The organism is Flavobacterium sp. U410 (assembly GCF_053570605.1).
Window position 1 is genome coordinate 88206 of sequence record NZ_JBSEFI010000014.1, and the last position, 23389, is coordinate 111594.

At 29.3% G+C, this 23389-nt stretch carries 26 protein-coding genes; 6 read left to right on the forward strand and 20 right to left on the reverse strand.

The window, feature by feature from the left end:
- Positions 1-115: 115 nt before the first annotated feature.
- The 6 genes from ACUSJC_RS10625 to ACUSJC_RS10650 form a co-directional block, all read right to left on the reverse strand.
- The gene (locus ACUSJC_RS10625; protein WP_449269539.1) at positions 116-532 is read right to left on the reverse strand and encodes a DoxX family membrane protein; all 417 of its coding nucleotides are present in this window, start codon (positions 530-532) and stop codon (positions 116-118) included.
- Positions 533-774: 242 nt separating this feature from the next.
- Positions 775-1398 carry a hypothetical protein gene (locus tag ACUSJC_RS10630; protein WP_449269540.1) on the reverse strand — a complete coding sequence of 208 codons (624 nt, stop codon included), beginning with the start codon at positions 1396-1398 and terminating at the stop codon, positions 775-777.
- Between the two features lie 48 nt (positions 1399-1446).
- Positions 1447-1623, reverse strand: a complete 177-nt coding sequence (locus ACUSJC_RS10635; RefSeq protein WP_449269541.1) for a hypothetical protein — start codon at positions 1621-1623, stop codon at positions 1447-1449.
- 138 nt (positions 1624-1761) lie between these two features.
- Positions 1762-2151, reverse strand: a complete 390-nt coding sequence (locus ACUSJC_RS10640; RefSeq protein WP_449269542.1) for a hypothetical protein — start codon at positions 2149-2151, stop codon at positions 1762-1764.
- Between the two features lie 50 nt (positions 2152-2201).
- Positions 2202-3167, reverse strand: coding sequence for a WD40/YVTN/BNR-like repeat-containing protein (locus tag ACUSJC_RS10645; protein ID WP_449269543.1), 966 nt, complete (start codon positions 3165-3167; stop codon positions 2202-2204).
- Between the two features lie 40 nt (positions 3168-3207).
- The gene (locus ACUSJC_RS10650; protein ID WP_449269544.1) at positions 3208-4290 is read right to left on the reverse strand and encodes a T9SS type A sorting domain-containing protein; all 1083 of its coding nucleotides are present in this window, start codon (positions 4288-4290) and stop codon (positions 3208-3210) included.
- A gap of 152 nt (positions 4291-4442) precedes the next feature.
- Between ACUSJC_RS10650 and ACUSJC_RS10655 the strand changes: the two genes are divergently transcribed.
- Both ACUSJC_RS10655 and ACUSJC_RS10660 read left to right on the forward strand, forming a co-directional pair.
- Entirely contained in the window at positions 4443-6440 is a 1998-nt protein-coding gene (locus ACUSJC_RS10655) for a tetratricopeptide repeat-containing sensor histidine kinase (protein WP_449269545.1), read from the forward strand.
- The gene (locus ACUSJC_RS10660) at positions 6433-7065 is read left to right on the forward strand and encodes a response regulator (protein ID WP_449269546.1); all 633 of its coding nucleotides are present in this window, start codon (positions 6433-6435) and stop codon (positions 7063-7065) included. The genes ACUSJC_RS10655 and ACUSJC_RS10660 overlap by 8 nt, the downstream gene beginning before the upstream one ends.
- A gap of 23 nt (positions 7066-7088) precedes the next feature.
- On the opposite strand, the gene ACUSJC_RS10665 is transcribed toward ACUSJC_RS10660, so the two are convergent.
- The 9 genes from ACUSJC_RS10665 to ACUSJC_RS10705 all read right to left on the reverse strand — a co-directional run bounded on the left by ACUSJC_RS10665 (position 7089) and on the right by ACUSJC_RS10705 (position 14944).
- Positions 7089-7766 (reverse strand): hypothetical protein, encoded by a 678-nt coding sequence (locus ACUSJC_RS10665; protein WP_449269547.1) that lies wholly within the window; start codon positions 7764-7766, stop codon positions 7089-7091.
- A 7-nt stretch (positions 7767-7773) separates the two neighbouring features.
- Positions 7774-8784, reverse strand: a complete 1011-nt coding sequence (locus ACUSJC_RS10670; protein WP_449269548.1) for an alpha/beta hydrolase — start codon at positions 8782-8784, stop codon at positions 7774-7776.
- A 146-nt stretch (positions 8785-8930) separates the two neighbouring features.
- Positions 8931-10049 carry a helix-turn-helix domain-containing protein gene (locus ACUSJC_RS10675; RefSeq protein ID WP_449269549.1) on the reverse strand — a complete coding sequence of 373 codons (1119 nt, stop codon included), beginning with the start codon at positions 10047-10049 and terminating at the stop codon, positions 8931-8933.
- A gap of 71 nt (positions 10050-10120) precedes the next feature.
- Positions 10121-10462, reverse strand: a complete 342-nt coding sequence (locus tag ACUSJC_RS10680; protein ID WP_449269550.1) for a nuclear transport factor 2 family protein — start codon at positions 10460-10462, stop codon at positions 10121-10123.
- Between the two features lie 25 nt (positions 10463-10487).
- Positions 10488-11732, reverse strand: a complete 1245-nt coding sequence (locus ACUSJC_RS10685) for a DUF3108 domain-containing protein (RefSeq protein ID WP_449269551.1) — start codon at positions 11730-11732, stop codon at positions 10488-10490.
- An 88-nt stretch (positions 11733-11820) separates the two neighbouring features.
- On the reverse strand, positions 11821-12249 hold the full coding sequence (locus ACUSJC_RS10690; RefSeq protein ID WP_449269552.1) for a DUF6326 family protein: 429 nt from the start codon (positions 12247-12249) through the stop codon (positions 11821-11823).
- Positions 12239-12943 carry a DUF4386 domain-containing protein gene (locus ACUSJC_RS10695; RefSeq protein ID WP_449269553.1) on the reverse strand — a complete coding sequence of 235 codons (705 nt, stop codon included), beginning with the start codon at positions 12941-12943 and terminating at the stop codon, positions 12239-12241. Before ACUSJC_RS10695 ends, ACUSJC_RS10690 begins: the two co-directional genes overlap by 11 nt.
- A 1-nt stretch (position 12944) precedes the next feature.
- Positions 12945-13580 (reverse strand): DUF4395 domain-containing protein, encoded by a 636-nt coding sequence (locus tag ACUSJC_RS10700; protein WP_449269554.1) that lies wholly within the window; start codon positions 13578-13580, stop codon positions 12945-12947.
- A gap of 113 nt (positions 13581-13693) precedes the next feature.
- Positions 13694-14944: a site-specific integrase gene (locus ACUSJC_RS10705; RefSeq protein ID WP_449269555.1), complete on the reverse strand. Its 1251-nt coding sequence runs from the start codon at positions 14942-14944 to the stop codon at positions 13694-13696.
- 995 nt (positions 14945-15939) lie between these two features.
- Between ACUSJC_RS10705 and ACUSJC_RS10710 the strand changes: the two genes are divergently transcribed.
- The 4 genes from ACUSJC_RS10710 (at position 15940) to ACUSJC_RS10725 (ending at position 17604) form a co-directional block, all read left to right on the forward strand.
- Complete coding sequence (locus ACUSJC_RS10710) at positions 15940-16698, forward strand: hypothetical protein (protein WP_449269556.1); 759 nt, start codon at positions 15940-15942, stop codon at positions 16696-16698.
- 32 nt (positions 16699-16730) lie between these two features.
- Positions 16731-17123 carry a DUF5675 family protein gene (locus ACUSJC_RS10715; RefSeq protein ID WP_449269557.1) on the forward strand — a complete coding sequence of 131 codons (393 nt, stop codon included), beginning with the start codon at positions 16731-16733 and terminating at the stop codon, positions 17121-17123.
- A 78-nt stretch (positions 17124-17201) separates the two neighbouring features.
- Entirely contained in the window at positions 17202-17438 is a 237-nt protein-coding gene (locus ACUSJC_RS10720; protein ID WP_449269558.1) for a hypothetical protein, read from the forward strand.
- On the forward strand, positions 17431-17604 hold the full coding sequence (locus ACUSJC_RS10725; protein ID WP_449269559.1) for a hypothetical protein: 174 nt from the start codon (positions 17431-17433) through the stop codon (positions 17602-17604). The genes ACUSJC_RS10720 and ACUSJC_RS10725 overlap by 8 nt, the downstream gene beginning before the upstream one ends.
- 211 nt (positions 17605-17815) lie before the next feature.
- Here the strand turns inward: ACUSJC_RS10725 and ACUSJC_RS10730 are convergent, their stop codons facing one another.
- The 5 genes from ACUSJC_RS10730 to ACUSJC_RS10750 form a co-directional block, all read right to left on the reverse strand.
- Entirely contained in the window at positions 17816-18439 is a 624-nt protein-coding gene (locus tag ACUSJC_RS10730; RefSeq protein WP_449269560.1) for a hypothetical protein, read from the reverse strand.
- A 54-nt stretch (positions 18440-18493) separates the two neighbouring features.
- Entirely contained in the window at positions 18494-19489 is a 996-nt protein-coding gene (locus ACUSJC_RS10735) for a hypothetical protein (protein WP_449269561.1), read from the reverse strand.
- A gap of 208 nt (positions 19490-19697) precedes the next feature.
- Positions 19698-20120 carry a DUF6943 family protein gene (locus ACUSJC_RS10740; RefSeq protein WP_449269562.1) on the reverse strand — a complete coding sequence of 141 codons (423 nt, stop codon included), beginning with the start codon at positions 20118-20120 and terminating at the stop codon, positions 19698-19700.
- A gap of 1317 nt (positions 20121-21437) precedes the next feature.
- Positions 21438-23201 (reverse strand): phospholipase D-like domain-containing protein, encoded by a 1764-nt coding sequence (locus ACUSJC_RS10745; RefSeq protein ID WP_449269563.1) that lies wholly within the window; start codon positions 23199-23201, stop codon positions 21438-21440.
- Positions 23202-23207: 6 nt separating this feature from the next.
- Positions 23208-23389, reverse strand: a 182-nt coding sequence (locus tag ACUSJC_RS10750; RefSeq protein WP_449269564.1) for a hypothetical protein, incomplete at its 5' end; no start/stop codon positions are given.

Consider the following 23389-nt stretch of genomic DNA (forward strand, 5'->3'; position numbering starts at 1 on the left):
ATTTAACTTTAAAATTAATTATTTGATATTATTTACTTACCGGTTTAAAACCTTTTTATTAAATATCGAATTCTTTAAATAAGTCTACAATAAATAAAACAATTTTTTTTCTGATTTATGTAATTTTTTTGCTACTTATTATCATTATTGAAGTAAGTACGCAAATAAGCAGAAAACTAAACTCCATGCCATTTCTACCAGCTCCAACAACAAACCAACCTTCTTCATAATGTACTGTTATAATCCCTATGATTAGAATAATTATATTAACAATTGAAACAATTTTTATATGCCTATCTATTATTAAGAAAATAGCACTTATGATTTGAATAATCACTACTGACCAAGCTAAAAATACACCAAATGGAGCAAACCCGATTTGATCTAAAAATGATTCTCCAAAATCATTGACATCATTATTTGTAAAAATGCCATGTAAACTATGAGATAAGAGTATAATTGAGGTAGCCAATCTCAGTAAAAAAGTATGTTTAAAAGTTTTCTTTAAATGATTTTCTGAATTTATTTTCATAGTTTTTTTAATTTAACTTATACTACATTCTTTTTAATAGATTTTCAATAAGTATTCTATTCTTTCCTTGTCTGTTGTAAAATTATTTATCGGAAACGTTTATATATCGTTCCGCGGCTTTGCGCAGTAGCGGTAATTTTAAGAAAAATATTTTCCGTGAAGAAGGGTTTCAGGAATCCGTTAGGATTCTGGCGCAAGGCTTACGAGCTATTGCGCGAAACCGCTGTTGTGCGATGTTTTTTTTATAAATCAATCATTAATACAATTCCAATTGAATTCAAATTTTTCAATTTCTGTTTGTCATTAATTCCCACATTGTTATTCGTTTTAAACTTACTGAAGTCTGATTGTCCAGAATAATTTATACCGGCACTAAAATTATCAAACATTTTAAAAACGAATCCAAGTCCTAATTGAGTTCCAAAATTCCAGCCTTCGTAAATATTTTTTTGAGAATTATTCAAAAATCTATATTCATCAGTAGAAATATTTTGAGTATAAAAACCAAAATTTCCAATCATTTTAATTTTTTCAAAAATTTTATAATCCATCGTTGCTAATAAAGGAATTTTAAGCATTGTTCTTTCATGGTAAAAATTACCTAAAGAATTAAAACCATTGCCAGATAATTCAATTAATCCAACTCCAGATGCAATGCCGAATTTTTGATTTATTCTATAATTTAAAAGAATATCTCCGCTATTACTATTTAGATTGTAATTCGGATCGTTATCATTTTTTACAATAGCATATCCAATTCCTCCATATGCGATAATATTAAATTTAGATTCTTTTTTTTCTTGTGCTTGGATTAGACTAATTGTCAAAAAGCTGATAAATAGCAAAATGTAATTTGGTTTTTTCATAGTTTTATTTGTTTAAATTTTCTTAAATAACGAGATTTTCTGTAAATGTTACACAACATTGTCTTTTGATGCTTTTAATTCATTATTAGCTAGTATTTCAAATATTCTTAGCCAGTGTGTTTGGTCAACAGCTTCCAAATACTTATCAGTTTTTTTAATTCTTATTTTTTGATCAATTCTTATCATTTGTTCTAACTCTAAATTATTGGTTTTTAGTAGTAGCAATATTAGAATTTTTACAACTGATACAAAATAATGCTATTAAAATTAAGTATTTAGATTTCATAATAAGTTTTATACATTCTAGTGTTTGGATAAAATATATTTATAACCGATTTTCTGAATTATTTAGTGTAAATTGAACTATGGAAAAGCATATACAATTGCTGATGATGTAGTTGTATTTTCTTCTGATTTAACTACAGTATTATCCACCAATATTTCAAGCTTTACCGTTTGAGTTAAATTTGTGCCACAACCTAGTGTTGCTATATCACTTTGATTAACAGTCCTTGTTATTGTTTTTGTGTATGGTAAAGATGGATTTGTTACATCAGTCACACCGCCAGTTTCATTCCTGTATTGAATAATTGAAGCATTATTGGTAGATGTACTTGTTACTTTGTATGTAATTGAAACTTGTTTTGGATAGGAATTACCTCCAGAGGAACTACTATCACTACTACAAGAAAACAATAGCATTGAGAAAATAGAAATTAGAATTAAAGATTTGAAGTTTTTAAAATTTTTCATGATTTGATTTTTAATTATTAATATTTATTGTGATTTATTTTTTATGCATTTTAATATGCAATTGTTATAATTTTTACTTCTAATTGTCCTGTTCCAATAATCATGGATTTATGAGAATTCATTTTTGCTACAGCAGTAAAATCCATAGCTTCGCTACCTGGTTGATAGCTTTGTTGTTGAAAAGACTCCCAATTGTTATTGGTAAGAACAATGTCTCCATAGGGTAAGAAGCCATTTTCATAATGTTGTCCAATACCGATGCATTTATTAACATCAATATATAAAAGTTTGTGAACAGGATTAGGAAGTGTGATATTTTGATTTAAATTTATATCAACTAAACTATTGTTGCTTTTGAAATATATTTTATTGCAGACAAAAAATATTTCTTTAAAATTATTTATAGAAACATCAACATCAATTGTTTGCCATAAATGTCCACCGTTAGTTGTTTTATAATAGTTTCCGTTATTCAAAGTAACATATCCTAATGATTGGTTACTATTGAATTTAATGTCCTGATAGTTTTCATCAGTAGTAGTAAAAACATCGTTCCAAGTATTTCCACCATCTGTTGTTTTGATGAATAAATGATTACCCGTTATAAATCCTTCATTTTCATTTTTGAAATATAATGAGTTTGGACAACCATTTAATTCACTGTTCAAATTTGTAATTGTCCATGATTGACCAGCATTAATTGTTTTCAAAAGATAGCTTCCAGTATCGTCGCCACCTATAACAAAACCAATATTTTGATTTAAGAATTGCACTTTTCTCAAAGGGAAGGATACATTTGAATTTAAAATAATCCAATTTATTCCTCCATCTGTAGTTTTTATAATTTTGCCTGTTCTGGAAACTGCATATCCTGTAGTTTCGTTAGTAAATGTTAGGTCATCATAAAAATCTTCTGGAATGTTTGAATCTATAACATTTAAATGATTGATTTCTAAATTTGAAATAGAATCTGAAAAAGTGTTTTCGTCTGTACTACAAGAATATAGTATAAACATAATTGAGATTGTAATAAAATTTTTCATAGCAATTGATAAATTATTTTTTCATAAATTTTGATTTAAAGGATTTGTTGTTTTCTCCAATAATTTTAATAAGATATACTCCTTTTGAAAGGTTTGAAACATCTATTGAGTTATTTGAAATTTGATTTACAGTTACTTTTTTACCTAACATATCGTATATAGAAACTTCTTTTATTGTTTCTTGTGTTTGTATGTTTATGATGTTTTGAACTGGATTGGGAGAAATGATAATTGAAATAGTATTTTCAAAATTTAGATTTCTTAATGAGTTTAAATTAATTTTAACTATTCTATTGGCATTTGATTCGGCGATATACATTTCATTGTTATAAACTACCATTTCTTGAGGTCCATTTAATCCCGTTAATACTAATTCTGGAATTGTAGAACTTCCATATGGATTTATTCTATATATTTTTCCTTCAATACTATCAGAGATGTATAGGGTTCCATTATTCAGTAATAATGAAGATGGATGAGGAATTCCAGAAACTATATCAATTGATGTAGGACTTGAATTATTAATCGAATGTGATAAAACATTTCCATAATCAGGATTTGAGTAATAAAATAAGTCACCATCAATTACTATATCAGTTGCTAAATTATTGGTCAATAAAGATACTTGGAATGGGAAGGTAGAAGTATTAATTTTCTTTATTGCATAGTTACCATAATCCCCTATGTATAAGTTGCCATCTTTAATGTCAATCCCAATTGGAGTAACTAAACCTGAGGAAAAATAAGATTGCATTTGAGGTTGTGTTGTTCCTCCTAAATAAGCTCTTGAAACTTCTCCAAAATTTGAATTAGATTCGATTACGTATAAATAGTCATTATATAGTTTTAATCTAGTAGGTGTTATGAGATTGATTGTGAAAAGATCAGTTTTAACTAATGGAATTGAGTTATTTAATAAAACATAAGAAATTCTATTGCCATTAACTGTTCCCGATTCTGCAATATATAATTTCCCATTATTATCAACAGTTAATCCATATGGACTTGATAATTCTGATACAACTTCAATAACTTGAGATGTCATTGAGTTAACATTGAATATAAAAAAGAGTTTCAAATAAATAATATTTTTCATTTACGTAGCATTTTTTACAAATTTATTTCACTTTATATTACTATTCTATACTCTTGAAAAGGTAAATTTTTATACCTGATTTCAGGTAATTAATATATGGCAAAGTTTTAGATGTTTCATTTTCTTATTTTTGCACTTTAAATCTTTTAAAAATGAAAAAGATAGTTATTGCTATATTTTTTTTTCAACTTGTTTATTCTCAAAAACCTGATGAATTGCATAACGATCAAAAAATAATTGATAGTTTGGAGCATGTAATTCAAAAAACAAAATCGGACAGTTTAAAAAGTATTTCATTTTTAGAACTTTCTAGGATTTATATAGGGAATGATTTAAGTGCATCAGAAAAAAACTATTTAAAAGGTAAATCATTAATAAACAATAGCTATCTCAAAGATATTTCTAAATATTATTCTGCACCCATTCAATTTTACAAGACAAGAGATGTTGATATGTATTTAAGAGATTTACTTCAAATAAAAAAAATACTTTCTAAATATAAAAACCCTGAAGCCAAGCTTTTACTCTTAAAGACATTAATTAATTTAAGTGTTGTTTATGGTTGGAATGATAATGCATTAGAGTCAAAAAGAATACAAATAGAAGAAGCTATACCATTAGCTAAAGATTTAAATAATACTGAACTTCTAGGTGCAATTTATATCTCTATTTCGAAAACTTTTGACGATAATTATGATTATGAAAAAGCTGCATATTATGGTAAATTATCTGTATTAGCACTAGAATCAAAAAAAGTGAATTCTAAGATGTATGAAGAAAATCTTTTTAATACCTACATTAGTTATGCTTCTACACTTACGTACTTAAAAAAGTTTGAATTAGCTAAACTATATTTTAAAAAATCAAATGATTTAATTAAGAAGTATCCAAACACAAATCTTCACTGTAATTATTACCTTTTTTATAGTGAATATTTGTATAAATACGGTAGTGTCAATAAAGCCATAGCTGATGTAGAAAAAGGAATGAAACTCGCATTGGAAACAAAGAATGATTTTATACTAGTGAGGCTTAAAATTCTAAAAACGGAAATTTTAAAAAGTCAAAAAAAGTATTTACAAGCTAAAAATCTAATGCAAGAGGTAATTGAAAGTGACTATCTTACTCTTGATGAAATTAAAGACAATTACAAAGAACTTGCTTTTTTTAATAACGAATTAAAAGACTATCAAAGCGCTAGTCAATATTACCAAAAGTATATTAAAATAAATGATAGCTTAATCAAAACAAATTTTCAAAATAAAATTTTGGAATTAGAATCAAGATTCAACTTGGCTCAAAAAGAAAAAAAGATACTTATTCTTGAGAAAGAAAAGAATGAAGTCGCTTTAAAAGCTGAAAAAAACAGATTATATTATTTTACTTTTGCACATTTATCTTTATTGCTGGCAATTACGCTTTTTTTTCTATTCAAATACTTGAGAAATCAAAAAAAATTAACAAAGCAAAAAGAAATTAATTATCATCAAGAAATTATTGTTTTAAAAAAGGAAAAAGAACTGCAAATAATGCAAGCAATTAATAATAGTGAAGAAGCTGAACGTAAAAGAATTGCTAGAGATTTGCACGACGGTATTGGCAGCAGACTTTCATCATTAAAAATGCAACTCAATCAGCTTTCAGAGAAAGAAATAACAAAATCTGAAATTGAGAAATTAAATTCTGTATTGTCTGTTTCAATAACAGAATTAAGAAAAACTGCTTACAATTTAATACCCGAAACATTATTAAAATTAGGATTAGAACTTGCTTTAAAGGATTTATGCATTTCAATGGCTACTGATAAAGTATCTATTTGTTTTACTGCATATGAAATTCAAAAAAATATAAAAGAATCAAATCAAATAACTGTTTACAGAATAGTTCAGGAACTTTTATCAAATGCTTTAAAGCATTCAAATTGTGATGAAATATATTTAGAATGTAGTCAAAATGATAATCTTTTCTTAATTAATTTGGAAGATAATGGAATTGGATTTAATGCAAATAACATCGATAACTTTACTGGGTTAGGACTAAAGAATATTCAAAATAGAATAGAGATGCTGAATGGAAAATATGAAATAAAATCATCAAATTTAGGGACAATTTTCAATATAGAACTTACCATTCAAAATGACAATGAATAAAAAATATAACGCAATAATAGTTGATGACCATCCTATAGTTGTTGAAGGATTAAAAAACTTACTTTCAACTATAGATTATATTAATATTAAAGCAACATTTAACAAAGGAAACTGTGTTTATGGATATGCTGATTTATCAAGTATTGATATCATTTTTTTAGACATTTTTTTATCTGATAATAATGGAATTGATCTATGTTATAAATTAAAAAAAGATTTTCCTAAAATAATTATACTTGGAATCAGCAGTCAATCTGAAAGAAGCATTGTAACGCAAATGATTAAAAATGGTGCTAACGGGTATCTTTTAAAAAGTGCTTCCTTGAACGAAATTAAAAGATGTCTCAATGAAGCAATTGATAACAAGCTAGCATTTTGTGATGAAGTAACTAAGATAATGAATAAGTTGACAGTTAATGATTTTATAACAATACCTAGATTAACATTAAGGGAAAAAGAAATTTTACAATTATTAAAACAAGGAAAGTCTACACAAGAAATTTCTGAAGAATTATTTTTAAGCTATCTTACAATTCAAACACATAGAAGAAATTTATTGTCAAAATTTCAAGTAAAGAATTTAGTTGAGTTGATTAATTTTGTTGATGATAACGGGTTATTATAGATAACTAATTTTTTTAAGATTTACTATTTTATTTTACCAAATTTGTAGTTACATCCTAATTGTAAATAGAACGGAATCATTGGAGTTGTATCAAAATCTTGAGTTATTAATTTTCCAATTTTAAGTGTAATGTCTTGTTTCTTAAAAGAATATCCAGTTTGTAAACCATAATAAAAGTTTCCACCAGTAGATGGTTCATACCATCCATCAACTACATCTGGAAAATTGGATAGGTACAAATCAGTATGCTTAAAATGTGAAACAATCGCTTTGTCAAAACCAGCTTCAGCGGCTACAAACCATTTTGGCTTATAATACCCAATAGTTGTCGAAAAATCACTTCCGAAATTTAATATCCTAACAAAATCATTATTGTAAACTCTAAATATTCCTTGAACTTTTACTCCTACATTTATGTTATTAATTTTTATAACTCTAATTATTCCTCCTATTTTTGTTTTGTAATCATCAAACTTTTTTTTGCCAAAAGGAATAGAAATCTCTGCATTTAATAGCAAAGGTAACTTTCCAATATTTATTTGATGAGCGTAACCAATATTATAAATCGAACCATATTCTAGTCCAAGCCCTGCATTTAGTAGATTGTTTTGGTTTATATTTTTCCAGTTGATAACTTGTGTATTACCTATACAATAGTAGAATATTAATACTAATGTAACTTTTAATTTTAGACTTTTCATTTCTGTTTTATAAAGATTGTATGTATTCAATAACTTTAGGCATAGTTTGTTGTTGCCAAACTTGTTGATCACTTATTATTCCGTTATGTCCTGTTCCGTTTATTCTAAAAATTGAAACAGAATTATAGGATGATGATATTCTATTAGCCCAAGTTGTTGTGTAAACTTTATTTTTTTCGCTGTATAAGAATAAAGTATTTGGCATAAAAGCCTCAAGGTTAGTTGAAAAATCTGGTTTGAAAGAATTGCCTATTTCAAAAAGTGTTGAATTAATTACAGCACCTGAGCGCCAAAAGCTTCCTGGTATAGTATTGTCTTCGCCAGTAATATCATTTTTTGAGGAAAGCATGTTTAATTTATAATCTAAAATCTCATGTTGGTTCTTTTTACCTGTTATGAATTGGTCAAGATAGGTCGCGTCGTTCGATAATTCGCTCCAAATTTTAAATGATCGGGAATCTTCAACATATTTTTTGAGATCATTCCATTTTAATCCACCAGGTTCACATACTATTAAGCCATCAATTAAATATGGGTATCTACCTGCAAAACCAGATGCTAAAATACCACCCCAAGAATGACCTAAAAGAATAACTTTTTGTAAAGGATTAGTTCTATAATGTTCAATGACACCTTTTAATTCGTCATATAAATCTGTAATAGCATCAATACCTCTATCATAATAAATATTATCTGATAATCTTTCAGACAATCCAGAACCTCTTTGGTCATAAAAGACTACATAATATCCTTGGTTGATAAGTTCTTTGCAATTAAGTAGATATCGGTAATCTCCACCTGGACCACCGTGTTCTACCACTACCATTGTGTTTGATGGGTTTCCAAATGCTTCAGAATGTAGTTTTACTCCATTTACCTCTATTTGAGGTAATTCACTGTTTTGAATGACTGTTTTAGGTACTAAATTTCCAGGTTCATCAATTAATCTTTCTTGACTACAAGAAAATAATGCAAGCATTGTAAATGTTAATAATAGCTTGGATAAGATCTTTTTCATAAGGATGTTTTTTGATTATTAAATGGCAAAAATCAAAAATATAGCATTACAAATCGTCCTAAAATGTAGAATGACACACCTTAAATACTATTTGCAAAAAAAATCAGTGCTTTACAGCAATTATTGTAGAATATTAAAAGTTCTACTTAATTATTAACTGTTGAAATAAACTCAGATGGTGTAATCCCTTTAATTTTTTTGAAATTTCTGTTGAATGCTGATTTAGAGTTAAAACCTGAATCGAGAGCAAGTGCCAAAATGGTATATTTATCGTAAGAGTTTTGGTATAGATTAATAAACTCTTCAATCCGATATTCATTAATCAAATCATAAAAATTTTTCCCTAAAGCTGTATTGATAACATAAGAAAGTACGTTAGGATGAACGTCTATATTTTCTGCCAACTGTTGCAAAGTAAGTTCGGGATTCAAATACGGTTTGTGAACTGTTAAATATTCTAATAATTTTTCTTCAATAATTTTTAAGTCCTCTTCGCTCAAAAGCTTATTTTTATCTTTGTTTTCTAAATTAATTTGATTACCCAAATTTTGTAGTGTTACTTCCTGAGGATTAACAATCATTTGATGGTCTAAACCAATTATTTTTTCAAAAAAAATATTGGTTTGTCTCAAACCGAAAAAACCAATCCAAACAATAAAAAACGAAATTAAACCATAAGCGATTTTTTCTTGATTGCATAAAATAAATATCCATATAAGAAAATTCCAAATGATAAAATATAAAAGCCAATTGAAATTTATTTTTTCAATATCAGAGAAATGCTGTTTAATTTTTTTATGATGCTTTATTAAAATTAATAGAGAAAGAATATAATAAATGACTCCTGAAAGATAGGTAATAATTACTCTTATTCTATTTTGAGTTTCAAATTCTTTTCCTTGATGTGTAAAGACCTCAATTTGTTTTTTGGTGGTCAAAGCATAAAAATCAAATGTAAAAACAAACCACAAAAACAAAGGAATGAAGTGCAACAAATCGTAAAAGGTAAAGCTTTTACCTGACGTTTTTTTGGAAGCATAGAGAAATAAAAACGGACCGTGAACCAAAGTTAATGGCATCGACAAGGAGGCAAAAAAAGGATATTTTTTACCGCCATATGTTGTAAAAAAATAGATGGAAAGTAAGTGAATTGCAATAACTAGCAGCCAAAAGAGTAATATAAAGTCTGCATCAGATTTATTTTTCTTCGTTACAAGAATAAGCGTGATAAAAAATGCGATGAAAAACCCTGACAATAAATACATTCCCAAATATTAATTTTTAAATACACAATAAATGACTTTGGCAATTTTTCAAAATAATGACTTCAAAAAAGCTATAATCTTCCTATGAAAGCTTTGATGGAATTAATTTTCCCTTCATCATTGATATTAATGATATCGACTACCGTTAGTTCTTCATTTTCATTAACTGTTATTTTCAATTCAGCAGCAATAGAGTTGTTATTTTCTAAGCAAGAAATAAGTTCAATTTTGATGGTTTTGGCATTTTGAAAATTTTTACGCGTTTCGTCTATTGCTTTTTCTTTGCCTTCAACTTTTATTTTCCAATCTCTTAAAAAAATATCTTCTGAAAACATTTCTGAAACGCTTCCTAAATCTTTTTCTTCATACTTTTTAAGGTATAAAAGGGCTATTTCTTTATATTTTTTTGACATATTTATGATTTTATAAAGCCAATTATCACCATCGCTTCAATTTAATTTTTACACTTTCGCCATTTGATTTTATGGTTACAATCTTTTGGAAATTAGCATTTCCTGTTTGTGTATAATCAAAAATATCGGTATTAATTTGAGTTCCTGCATACTGTCCATTTACATAAACATCGGAGGTTCCTGTGATTTCTCTTCTTGAAAAAGTGTCTGTATAACCAAATGAAATAAATACAAAATAATCACCATCCGTAAGGTTAGTAAATTCAAAATTTCCTTTATCGTTATAAATTTCTGTGGTCAAAATACAGGATTGAGCATCTATTGATAAAGGAATTGGTTGTGCTCCTTTTATTTTCTTTTGTTTTTTATTGAGTTCCATCCATTCTTTGAAATATTCTGTATAAGGCAACAAAACTACTTTAGTTCCTTTCGGCGCGAATTGTTTTTTATTGACATTGAGTACATCGATTCTAATTTTGCTGTTGTCCCTACCAGAACGGTCGTCTTTTGTAAATGCTTCTCCAGAAATTACAGAATTACCTTTGGTAACCATTTTAATAGTGGCTTCTTTATCAAATTTATTTTTGAAAGGATTAAAATCGGTTTCTTTATCCACCAACATTAAGGTATTGCCTTTTGAAGAAACTAAAATTTTATAAATTTTTCGGGAAGTTTTATCAATAAAATAATCATAGAGATTTCCTGTACTTTCTTCGTTTACGGATACTTTCCAGACTTGGTGTTCTCCTGTAAGTTCAGAGTTGTAGACATTGCTTTTTACATCGGTGATATTCACATTCTGTATTTTATCTTTATTGGGTGAATCATAATCTATCACAGGAATTGTGGCTTTATAACCCGCATTTAAAGGCAATGCACAAAGAAGCAAAGGATAAGTGGCGATATCAAAATAGTCTCCTTTATTAATATTAGCATATTTAATATCAAATGTGCGTGTTTCTCTTTCAGATTTTCTGCTTATTGGTTTTAGTGTATTTTTATCTAAAACAATTTGTTCTTTCCACTGTTTATCAGATTTCAGAAAAATTAATTTAGAACTAAAAAGAAGTTGATTGCCATTTGTAGAAACTTCTGTTTGATAACTACAAACTTCCAAAGGATTTCCATCTTTCACAAAATAATATCCCATTGTAAATTTCCCTTCTTTAATCGAATTAATGTTCAGTGATTTGTCGCCAGGGAATATTTTTGTTTGAGCAAAACTTAATTCAAACAATCCTAAAATGAATAAAATCAGAAACTTTTTCATACTATTATTAATTTGAAATTTTAAATTATATTTTAATTAAATTGCATTTACTTTTCATCTACAAAATACGTTTTTGCATATACGAAGATTATTCAACACTTATTCTCTTCCAAGTCCAAGCCTTCCAAACAATAATAAGCGTAATTATACTCTCTAAAAAAGCAAGCATTATATAAAAAATTCTCCATTCGGAAATTGACGAAATTCCCACCATAAAAGTAAAAACAGTAAGAAATCCTGCAATTGAAATATTTAGAATTCTATTGATTTTTGGCTTTAACATTAAAGAAAGAAAAATCATTAAAGAAGGAACAGCAAGAAGTATTGTTGCAAAGAGCAACTTGTAAGGCGTATCCAAAAGATTACTTCCATTGAGCAGACCTTCTACTTTTTTAGGAACATACAATTCAAAATAATCTCCGTAGATGTAGAGAAACATCACCGAAGTCCACAATCCGGAAAGTAAAATTTTGATATTAATTTTAAAATCTTCAAATTCCAATTTATCACTTTTCATATTCTATTTTTTTTGAATTTTTAACACCAAATACTAACAGCCAAAAACAAATGCCAATCTCGGCAACAGAAGGAATTTTGCCAATCACTTTTGAAATTCCCCACTCTTGATAATCTGCGAATAATGTGTTCCCTAAAAAATTTACGACATATCCAAAACAGCCTAACATCAAAAGAATTCCGAATATTTTAGGAATAAAACCAGATTTATACACCAAATATCCAAAAGGAAACAGCCAAAGTCCCCAAAAAAATGTGGCGATGAAAATTCCGTATTCGTATTGATTAAGATGAAACATTACCAAAGATTGCAGTTGAGATGCATCATACATTTTGAGATAACTTTCCTTATGTGTCATATCTAAAATAAGATACTTGTTATAAAGATTAAAAAACGAAATAGGAATGCTTACTAATACAGATACTACCATTATATTAGCCACAAACTTATTGACTGTTTTAAACAATTCTCTCAAAACTAGTGGCAAAAAAATAAAAGCCAAATAACATATCACGCTTGAAAAAATCCCAAATCGGAAAAGGTTTTCATTTTTAAGAATATTATTGAAAGTTGCAACTTTATCTTCCCAAACAATCAATTGTTTTGGGATATATCCTAAACTTACTATTCCTGTAATTACGACAACTAAATAAAGAATTCCTGCAATTCTTGCTGTTTTTTTTGATGGTTCCATATTAAAAAAGTCGATGAGGTTTTAGAATAAAAATTTGTTGAAAAAAGACGTATAATAGTGCAATAAATAATATGAGTGCAAAAATAACTGCCCATTGTTTTATTGAAATTCTCTGAATATCATACTTCTTTTTAATATCGCAAATTTCTCCAGGACAATACTGTGCTTTATCTTTTTTGATAAAACCATACAATTTACAACCAAAACAAATCCCGAAAGCCGATTCTGAGAACATTAAAATTAAACAAATGAGACAAGCAAAGCCCGTGATCGGACTAAACGCGTTTACAATCACTAAAAGAAAAAACATAATTACAGAAATAGTAAAACCAATATACCAAGCAAATTTTTTCTGTTCTGCACCTACAAATTCAGGATTTTGATTGCTCACAATAATTCTACCAATAATTAATAGCGGTGCATATTTAGGATTAATAAATAAGCGAATGAAAAACTCTACTACAAAAACCGATAGTACATATTTTACAGGCACGAAATTCCCATTGCTTAAAATCAAAATTAAGGAAATGAAAGCCAAAAGAAACATAATTCCTGCTGTTGCTCTTATTTCACGGTTATTTAATACGGGAATAACATATCCTTGAGCCGTTTCTCCAAATTGTATTTTTTTTTTCATATTTTAATTGTCAAATATTTCAATATAAAAACAACTTTTTTGCTTTTGTAAAAATACCTTTTTTAAAACCAAGTTATATACCTAATATCAGGTAATTTGAACTATGGTTTTATTTATTGTGAATTTGCCTTAACAATGTTTTCATCTTTGAATATTGAAAATTTCTTTCTTAAAATCCTCATATCATCGCTCACTTTTCTGTCCAGAACTTTAGCATAGTGCTGGGTAGTTCTTAAATTTTTATGACCAAGCATTTTACTTACACTTTCAATAGGAACGCCGTTAGTTAAAGTAACGGTAGTAGCAAATGTGTGACGGGCAATGTGAAAGGTTAATTCTTTTTCAATTTCACAAACTCCAGCTATTTCTTTTAAATATGCATTCATCTTTTGGTTGGATAGGATAGGAAGTAGTTTATCTTCATTTAAACATTGCGGATGATTTTCGTATTTATCGATAATCATTTGGGTTACTGGAAGAATTGGAATTTTTGAAGCTGATTCCGTTTTTTGTCTATGAGTAAATATCCATTTCTCGCCATCGATGCCATAGCTTATATGTAATTTTGTTAAGTTTTTGACATCTATATATGCCAAACCAGTAAAGCAGCTAAAAAGGAAGATATCGCGAACTAATGATAGTCTTTCTGTTTTGAAGTCTTTCTCGATTATGGATTGAATTTCATTTTCTGTCAAATAAACCCGCTCAACTTCTTTGACTTTTGATTTGTAGTTAGCAAATGGATTTTTGTCTAGCCAGTCATTGGCCAAACAAAGTTTGATAATTTTATTGAAGTTTTTGAGGTATTTGACAGCTGTATTATTAGCACAATTTCTAACACTTCTTAACCAAAATTCGTAATCCGTTATAAAAGAATGATCAATTTTTGTAATATCGATATCGGAAACATTGTATTTCCATTGCATAAATTCGATAGTATGCTTGAGTGAAGTATTGTAGCGTTCTAATGTTCCTGGAGCGTATTCTTTTCCAACCAATTCTTTTATTTTGTTGTTGTGGTCTTGGAAGATGGGAACGAGCATTCGTTTGGTTTCTGATAAACCAAACAGTTCATTCTTTAAATTCTCAGAAGTAACGCTAATATCTTTCTTGAAAAGTTTCTTTTCTGCCTCTAAAACTTGATTTTTTAGATAATCAAGATGACTATTGATTGTTCTAGCTTCTTCGGTAGTGCCTTTAACTTTGTTGCCTTCTGAGGACCATTTATCAGGATTGATGTATTTGTTGGCACTAAACTCAAATCTTTTAGCATTAACTGTAACTCTGGTGTAGATTGGACAAACTCCTAAATTGTTGATTTTTGCTCTCTTGATGTAGAAGAGAATGGATACTGATGTGTTCATTGTTGGTGACCTTAAAGTTAGTATTAAATTTATTTGATTTAATAACTACACACAAGATGTACATTTTTTGAATATGTTGTTGAACACCTTGTAGTAGCGGTGCTTTCGTTGCGAGGTGTCACTTAAAATTTAATTTTTTAGTGACACCTCGAAAGACACCTAAACTTTGAGATTTAATGAATAATTTGATATAGCCCAAAAAGAAAAAACCCACTAAATTGTTGAATTTAGTGGGTTTTAGTACCGTTTGTATTTCTACTGGCGGAGAAAGAGGGATTTGTATCACTTTTACACCGCTAGTATTTTCAAGGCTTTAGCTGTAATATGTCTTAATAGGTCATTAAATAGGTCACTAATAAATAACCATTTATTTGCACTTAATTGTATGGTGTAAATTTAAGAATTTTTAATATTTAAAACAACAAAATAAGGCTAAATTATAGACTGCTTAATGAACATGTTGTTTGATAACATAGTGATACTATTAGTTTAAAATTTAAACTAAAATATTACCCTTGAATTAATGGATTAACTTGTTCTATACTTAAACCAGTGTAATTACAAAACTCTTCAATTGAAATGAACTGATGTTCTCCCTTATTTAGTTGCTTTCTAATATCTAAAAGTAATAGTCTGGAAGACTTGTAACTTTTACCGGTTATTCTTTGAACATCTTTAGGGTATATGCAAACTCGTTTTTGTTCTATTTTCATACATTATCTATACACTTGATGCGCCTATAATATAGCTTACTTATACATGATTTAAAGGCATTTTAAACAACTTTCAAATTTACTTATAATAAGTTAATATTTATAGGTAAAAATAGGTAAAAATGAGCGTTTTAGTGTCTTTAGGACTTGTGGTATTTGAATATTAAATTGAAAATCTAAGCTTTGTACTATAATTTAATCAAAGGATGCATCAGAGAGTGAATTATGAAGTGTGAAGGAATGTTCAAAACATTCTAAATGTTGAACTAAAATTTTGATGTTATGGCTAGACAGAAAGGCATAATTAAGTTAAAAGGTACTATCGGGGATATTACTTTTTACAAAACGCAGGATGGGCATTTAGCTCGTGAGAAGGGTGGAATTGAGGCTAGTAGAATTGCTAGTGACCCTGCGTTTCAAAGAACGCGTGAAAACGGTTCTGAATTTGGTAGGGCAGGGAAGGCCGGTAAACTTTTGAGAACCGCTTTACGCCCCTTGTTGTTGAACTCTGCGGATGGTAGAATGGTGAGTCGTTTGACGCAACAAATGGTTAAGGTAATCCAAATGGATGCTGTGAGTGAAAGAGGATTACGTAATGTAATTGATGGGGAGATTGAATTGGTTCTTGGTTTTGAATTTAATATTCGTGGGAAATTAGGAACTTCTTTGTTTGCTCCATTTACTACTGCGATTGATAGAGTAGGAGGTACTTTAGATGTTAGCATCCCTTCTTTTATTCCTGCGAATATGATTGCGGCTCCTAGTGGAACTACTCACTTTAAGGTGATTTCTGGAGGTGCTGAAATTGACTTTACAGGTGAAAGTTATGTGGTGGCTACTTCTGAAACTGCAATTTTACCTTGGGATGCTACAGCTACGGCTGTGATTAACTTGAGTAATGCGGTGACTGCGAACTCTACTCATCCTTTGGTATTGGCTTTGGGTATTGAGTTTTACCAAGAGGTAAATGGGCAAATGTATCCGTTGAAAAATGGGGCTTTTAACCCGTTATCAATTGTGGCGGTTGACGGAGGCGTTTAATAGTGGTCGGTGATCAGTTTTAAGTGGTCAGTATGATACTGTTTTTGACAAGAACTTATTTCCCTGAAGGAACGAATGGAAAATTGGAATGTGAGGGCAAATTGATTAGTTATACTATTGAATTGCCGTGGAAACGAAATGAACGTGGGATTTCCTGTATTCCGGAAGGGAAATATTTTATTAGAAAGCGATATAGCGCGAAGTACAAATGGCATTTGGAATTGGTGGATGTACCGAACAGGACGTATATTTTGATACATCCTGCCAATAATGCGCAAAAGGAATTGCGTGGCTGTATTGCTCCTGTTACGAAACTTTCTGGACCTGGATTAGGTTTGCTATCTAGAAAAGCTTTTATCAAGTTGAAGGACTTGGTTTATAAAGCTTTGGATAACAAAGAAAGTGTGGAATTGATTGTACAATAGATCCTTTGCAGGATTATAAAAAGAAAGATTATGAATGTAGTAGAACGTGCTAAGGCACCCACTCCGAAATTTTTTAAGGTGTTGCGCACCATTGGATTAGCCTTACTAGCAGTAAGTGGAAGCATTGTAGCTGCTCCAGTAGCTTTACCTGCTGTTGTTGTAACCGTTGCGGGTTATGCTGCCGTTGCAGGTGGTATTTTATCGGCAGTGAGCCAGATTACGGTTGATGACACCCTTCGACAAGCTCAGGATGACACCCGAGGCAACAAAAAAGATGAGGTTAAGCCCGAACATGATGTTGGAGAGAATGGATAATTCCTTAACTTTGAAGGCAGGAACATTTGGAGGATTTGCATTGAGTGTTATACCTAATTTAACCTCAGCAGATGTCGTAAAAACAATAGTTTTAGCCTTTATTGGAGCAGTAGTGAGTTTTGGTGTTACGTTGCTTTTAAAGCAATTGACCTCAAAAAAGAAATAAGCTCAGTTTTGATTGGTAACCTTTACTGAGTATGAGAAAGCCTGAATTTTGTTCAGGCTTTTTTTTGTGTTTTGAAGGTTTTAAGAAAATGAAGATTTATAACATTAAACTTTAATAGATTTAAAAAGCTTGGATTTAGTATCTCACTATAATAGAAGCATAAAAATTCAAATTTTGTTAAAACGCCTGTTGCCATTAGCTTTTTTAATCACTAAAGTTGTTCGTTTTCTATATAACGTTGAATAAGTAATGAAAATCCCTTTTCAAGCCAAAAGTCCGAACATATCATTCCTGCTGACATACCAGTTGTTTCATACTTCTCAACATAGATATTTTTACCTTTTTGCGGTTCTTCACCAGTCAATTCTTTAAACAGTTTGTTTAGCATTTTTTCAAATTCATTTGCAGTCCTTGGAATATTTTTTTTTTCGGTTTTGTATTTCATATCACGCCATAAGAGAGGATCGCCTCTAAGTCCCCACTGACTTGGTTCTGGTTCAAAATATTTTGAAACAAAATTTTCTGAAACGAGGTTTTTTTTAAAAATTCCAGAAAGATTTTCAGCAAAATCCAACACAATTTGATTGTCTGAATTGTTAGCGTTTACCAATGATTTTGGGAAAACAGAAATGCCAGTATAAATATTGTAATGTAAAGTCAGTTCTTTTCCTTTATAATTAAAATCCCAATAAGTCGATTCTGTGTCGTTAATTTTATTTTTAAAGGAAATATATAATGTTGTATTTATAATTCCAGCGATTTTGTGAAACATGTCTATTGAGCAATTTTCGTTTATAATTGCCTCTGTCCAACCTTTAGTTCTGTCTATTCTCATTTTATAAATTTACGTGTGGAAAAATTACTACTAACGTTCAGCGGCAAATGACTGTTATTGACTGTGCTTTAATCTTACTTGCGATTTGTCTCTTGCATCTTGAATGGTTTCACTTGTTAGTAAAAGGTCTAGCATTGCCCAAACTCTCATACTTCTAACTATTTTTTCCCCTGCTTTTACTTCGCGTGTCGGCTTAATTGCGGTTCCTAAATGATATAAATAATGTGGGTTCCAAGTTTCTTTTGGTATTGTATTGAAATGTAGAGAAGGGTCTGTAAAGACTTCATAACTGTCAATGTGATGAATACTTTGAAGTTTCCCACCATATCTAAAAGCAATATAATTTGGCGGCTCGGCTGGCCAACCACCTTTGCTACCACCAACAGGATGAAAGTACATTGACTGCTTGTTAACAATGTCTTGCCACGAAATGCTCCATTTGTCTGGTATGTTGCTTCCAAGTGAAACAACATAAACCCAATTACTATCTATTTTTTGCATACTACTTATTTTGTCAAGGTAAATATTAAGTTCTTTTAAAAGTCTATTTTCAGTGTCTCGACCAATTGCTTTTGAAGATGAAGCAATTTTTTGAATGTCACTCCATGAAATAACTTCAACAGGGATTGTCCTTATATCTGTAATTCCAAAATGAGTTTTGGTAAAAGCTGGAATGCTTTCATTGAAAACAATAATTCTCTTGTCTTTTACCATAGAATCAGCAAATGATAGTCTTGTTGCATACTTGTCAAGTTGTACTTTTGAGGGGAAATTCCAACCACGTTTAGCTTCTACTACAATATGGAATTCATTGTCTTGAATAATTTCAAAGTCAGTAAACCCTTTGTCTTTTTCGTAAGCTTGAAGTCTAATTTTTATTTTATCTGCGTCAAAAGGTGTTTTGATTTCGATATGCTGTAAAAAATTTTGCAAAAATTGTTTGCAATTCGAAAAGGCATATCCTACGCTGTAAGAAATGTTGTTTTCTTTTTTTCCTAGTAATTGAAAAATACTTTCAATCTTGTCGTTAAATATGTATAAGTCTGCCATTTCATTTTAGAATATTGTCTTGTTAAGCGGTCGTCATAGCCTTGCTACTAACTTTTTTAAATTCGCTATAGTGTAGTGCTTATTAACCCAAAATTGGGTAGGTTAATGTTATTCAAAAGTAAATCTGTTTTTCAAATATAATTAAATTCTTTCAATTTTTTAACATATAAAATAAATAAAGCCTAGACCAATTAGTCCAGGCTTACTCTTATTTATTTCTATACCTCATCATAATGGCGTTTTTGAGTTCGTTGATGAGGTGGATGTTTTTGTTGTAGTGGTTTTCTTGTTCTTGCAGCAGCTTTAGTGCTTGAATGTTTTTTTTGTGCAGTTCGTGTTCTCGCATTAATCGTGTTGCTCTTGGGTTGAACTCTTTTTTGAATTCATAGAGCGATAAGAAAGGAATTACAGAACCTCTCAGATATTGGTGCCAGAATTTGGATTTCCAGAGGCTCATGGCTATCCAGTACACGTCTTCTTTTTGTTCTTCGGTTTGGAAGATTAATACAAAGCTATTTGTGTAGGCTTCGTGATGCGGTTTGCCGCTGTTTAATCCTTTGTTTAAAACGAAAAAATGCGGTTTGGCATAGTGCATGCCGGCACGGTGGGTTTTGATAAAAATTGTGTCCATAATACAAGGGTTTAAAAGGTTAACTTCCTTCGTCTTTCCTTCGTGATTGCCCGAAATATGAATGAAAACCGAGATGCCCCACACACATTTTTGCAAAAGAAAAAAGGAAAAAAAAGAAAGCCGTTTTGCCTTGTGGAGGGTTTCAAAAAAGCAAGTTTTTCGGATAAAATACTACCCAACTGAGGAGTGTTCAGTGGTCAGTTTACAGTGGTCAGTCAACTGGAAATTGAGGGTGGAGATTTTATCCGGAACCGAAGGCTTGAACTTGCTTTTTTGAATACCCGGAACAAACCTTTGGCTTCTTTTTTATCCTTTTTTTTGTAAAAATGTTTACCCCAAATTTTCTTGTGAACTGGGGTTATAGGGGGTGTTCAATCGGGAGTGGTGAACAAGGGTGTGGTTTTCTTTTTTTTTGCTAGACGACCTCGACTAGGCACGGTTTGACAATATGGCTTTATGAAGATGATAAAAAAGAAAAACACACTCTTGTGGTAGTTTGATTTTTGAGGATGCTTTGAAAGTGTTCAGTGGTCAGTTTTTAGTGGTCAGTGAACTGGAAATGGGAAGCATCTTCAAAAAACAATGTGATACTTCCTAGTGATTGGGCAGTAGCGGAACAAGGGTATGGTTTTTTTGAGTTATTAGTGATTAGTGAATAGTGAATAGTGATTAGAAAACCATACTCTTGTGGGGGAAATTTGATTTTTGATAATGCCTGAGTAGTGTTCAGTGTTCAGTTTTTAGTGTTCAGTGAACTGGAAATGGGAGGCATTTTCAAAAAACAATGAAAATTACGACAGCGTTAGCGTTCCTATTTTTCTTCGGGTGGGTGCGGCTGGGTGCGGATATTTTACATAATAACTGTTATAACTGCCGTTGGCGTAGCATTGGGAGATGGAAGGCATTATAACACTTATTATGTAAATATAGCTTGGGAGTGGTTTTTGTGTGTTTTTAGCGCTTGTTTTTTGGATTGGGTGTAAGTGGATAAAAAAAGGCATTTTGTGCGCGAGGGGTTGGGAAAACGAAATGCCTTTTTTTATTGACTTACTGTGGGGAAAACAAGTACTAAAAACACACAAAATATCACTAGTGCGGTGGGGAGCGTTGGGTTGGGTGGGTGAAACTACTTCAGCGAAGCGTTCCTATTAAAAAGAAAGAAAACAAGAAAGCCATTTGCTTACTCACTAGCCCCGATGGGAGTGATACCTTGTTTAACGGACAGCGGGAATATGGAAACCAAAAATGCCCGAGCCTTTCGCTTTTTCAAAAATTTAATTTCTATAATTTAATAAATCTTAAACAATTAGCTCATTTTTATCTGTTAATGCTTTTTCTTATAATTTTATCAATGAATAAATTTAATAAAGACTTAATAATTCTATGAATGAAATATTTTGTTTCGATTTTTTTAACAATCTTAGGTGAATATAAATAATAGTGTTTTATAAATAATCTTCCTAAAATAGTTTTGCGTAAAACTTCATCTCTATACAATCTCAATATTTCTACTCTTGGATGATGTATATCTTTATAAACAAGTGTTGCTATATAACAGTTATTTTCTCTTTTTTTAGAATCTAATCTTGCTTTTTCAAAAATATTATTATATTGTTTGGAAATAAATTCATCAGGAGATAAATCAGTATTTGTTTTTTTTGATTTAATATAACTTTCTCTAAATTCAATAAAATTATTTTTATAAAAATTTAATGTTTCAAAATATGGATAATTATATAATTTTAAATAAAGATCAGCATATTTAAAATTATCATCACTTGTATAGAAGAATGTATAAGTTGTAGAATTATTTATATATTGAGTTAATTCAGTATCTAAACTGAATAAAAATTTTGTTTGCTTTCTGGGGTAAAATTGGAAATGAAATTTTTTCTTACTTTCATTTTTAAACCTCTCCATTTCACTTAAATCATAATTATTTTTAACAAAAAACAATGGATTTTCCTCTAAAATTAAAAATATTCCATCATTATTTTCCTCGAATACAAAGTAATCATAAACATGTGGTTTTAATATTTTACTATTAAAACTATACACTCCATATTTTGTTTCTTTTCTTGCTATAATGCCAAAATTTGGTATTACTTTTTCAACTGAAATATTTTTATTAAAAATTACATTTAAACTTTTGTCAAAAACTAAATTATCATTACTAATAAAATAACCATTGTCAGTTGAAGATTTATAGGATATTTTTATTTTACTGCTAATAATTTCTCCGCTAGAATCTATTTTAAAAATGAAACGTTCATTTATATTTTTGGAATTTCCATAAAACGAATTTTGTTGAACAACTACATAATTTTTATAAAAATAATATTCATTTTCCACATCATCTGTATAAACATTATCGAATCTAAAAGGTAAAATTAGATTCTGATTAATTACTTTTTCAATATCTTTAATTTCATATTTTTTTTCTAGATAATATAAAATTTTAAAAAAAACATTCTCATCATCTTCGTTTTTAATTAAATAATATCCGTGAAATAATTTGTTTTTTGATACTAAATGATTTGAACTATCTAACTTGAAAAAGTATGGTTTATTTTTTTTATAAAATTTATTTAAAAAATTACTAATAAAATATTTTTCCTCATTTTTTATTGATTCAACAGAATATTTAAAAAAATCATCAATTGATTTACAATTTTGATAAAGTTTTATAAATTCACCTTTAAAACTCTGAACTAAACCATAATTGAATCTTGATACCTGAATATTCTCATCATTTGAAGATGCATTAAATGTCCAATTATACGAGCCATTAATAACAGTATGACCATCAATAATACAAAACTTATGATGCATAAGTTTTTTAGAAACTTTAATATCGGACTTACTATAGTATAAATTTTTAAACAACTCCTTATTATTGATTTTATCATCAAAAAAAATGATCGAAATTTTAACACCTCTTTTTACAGCATCTTCAAGTGAATTTATAATTAATGTATCTGTAAACCATGCTACAGCTATTAAAATTTCAGCGTTTGCGTTGTTAATATTCTCAATTATTATATTTCGAATGTCTTTGAAATGTACGGTTTGATTTGACATATATTTTTATTTTAAACTCAGCAAGATTTTATTTTCGAATTCTGATATCAAATTTTTAACTTTTGTATTAATTCCTATTTCAACTAACAAAAAATAAAGTTTTTCAAAACATTCCACCAACTCATTTTTATAAAGAATTAGATTATTTGAAGTAAATTTATTTTTTTCAATGAAAGCGTTTATTAAAA

Bases quoted from the DNA above. Each gene is read 5' to 3' on its own strand.
- ACUSJC_RS10685 (WP_449269551.1), bottom strand. From the start codon at position 11,732: ATGAAAAAGTTTCTGATTTTATTCATTTTAGGATTGTTTGAATTAAGT.
- ACUSJC_RS10645 (WP_449269543.1), bottom strand. From the start codon at position 3,167: ATGTTTATACTATATTCTTGTAGTACAGACGAAAACACTTTTTCAGAT.
- ACUSJC_RS10640 (WP_449269542.1), bottom strand. From the start codon at position 2,151: ATGAAAAATTTTAAAAACTTCAAATCTTTAATTCTAATTTCTATTTTC.
- ACUSJC_RS10735 (WP_449269561.1), bottom strand. From the start codon at position 19,489: ATGGCAGACTTATACATATTTAACGACAAGATTGAAAGTATTTTTCAA.
- ACUSJC_RS10660 (WP_449269546.1), top strand. From the start codon at position 6,433: ATGAATAAAAAATATAACGCAATAATAGTTGATGACCATCCTATAGTT.
- ACUSJC_RS10690 (WP_449269552.1), bottom strand. From the start codon at position 12,249: ATGAAAAGTGATAAATTGGAATTTGAAGATTTTAAAATTAATATCAAA.
- ACUSJC_RS10630 (WP_449269540.1), bottom strand. From the start codon at position 1,398: ATGAAAAAACCAAATTACATTTTGCTATTTATCAGCTTTTTGACAATT.
- ACUSJC_RS10745 (WP_449269563.1), bottom strand. From the start codon at position 23,201: ATGTCAAATCAAACCGTACATTTCAAAGACATTCGAAATATAATAATT.
- ACUSJC_RS10715 (WP_449269557.1), top strand. From the start codon at position 16,731: ATGATACTGTTTTTGACAAGAACTTATTTCCCTGAAGGAACGAATGGA.
- ACUSJC_RS10680 (WP_449269550.1), bottom strand. From the start codon at position 10,462: ATGTCAAAAAAATATAAAGAAATAGCCCTTTTATACCTTAAAAAGTAT.
- ACUSJC_RS10650 (WP_449269544.1), bottom strand. From the start codon at position 4,290: ATGAAAAATATTATTTATTTGAAACTCTTTTTTATATTCAATGTTAAC.
- ACUSJC_RS10695 (WP_449269553.1), bottom strand. From the start codon at position 12,943: ATGGAACCATCAAAAAAAACAGCAAGAATTGCAGGAATTCTTTATTTA.
- ACUSJC_RS10710 (WP_449269556.1), top strand. From the start codon at position 15,940: ATGGCTAGACAGAAAGGCATAATTAAGTTAAAAGGTACTATCGGGGAT.
- ACUSJC_RS10655 (WP_449269545.1), top strand. From the start codon at position 4,443: ATGAAAAAGATAGTTATTGCTATATTTTTTTTTCAACTTGTTTATTCT.
- ACUSJC_RS10705 (WP_449269555.1), bottom strand. From the start codon at position 14,944: ATGAACACATCAGTATCCATTCTCTTCTACATCAAGAGAGCAAAAATC.
- ACUSJC_RS10665 (WP_449269547.1), bottom strand. From the start codon at position 7,766: ATGAAAAGTCTAAAATTAAAAGTTACATTAGTATTAATATTCTACTAT.
- ACUSJC_RS10740 (WP_449269562.1), bottom strand. From the start codon at position 20,120: ATGGACACAATTTTTATCAAAACCCACCGTGCCGGCATGCACTATGCC.
- ACUSJC_RS10725 (WP_449269559.1), top strand. From the start codon at position 17,431: ATGGATAATTCCTTAACTTTGAAGGCAGGAACATTTGGAGGATTTGCA.
- ACUSJC_RS10670 (WP_449269548.1), bottom strand. From the start codon at position 8,784: ATGAAAAAGATCTTATCCAAGCTATTATTAACATTTACAATGCTTGCA.
- ACUSJC_RS10730 (WP_449269560.1), bottom strand. From the start codon at position 18,439: ATGAGAATAGACAGAACTAAAGGTTGGACAGAGGCAATTATAAACGAA.
- ACUSJC_RS10625 (WP_449269539.1), bottom strand. From the start codon at position 532: ATGAAAATAAATTCAGAAAATCATTTAAAGAAAACTTTTAAACATACT.
- ACUSJC_RS10700 (WP_449269554.1), bottom strand. From the start codon at position 13,580: ATGAAAAAAAAAATACAATTTGGAGAAACGGCTCAAGGATATGTTATT.
- ACUSJC_RS10675 (WP_449269549.1), bottom strand. From the start codon at position 10,049: ATGTATTTATTGTCAGGGTTTTTCATCGCATTTTTTATCACGCTTATT.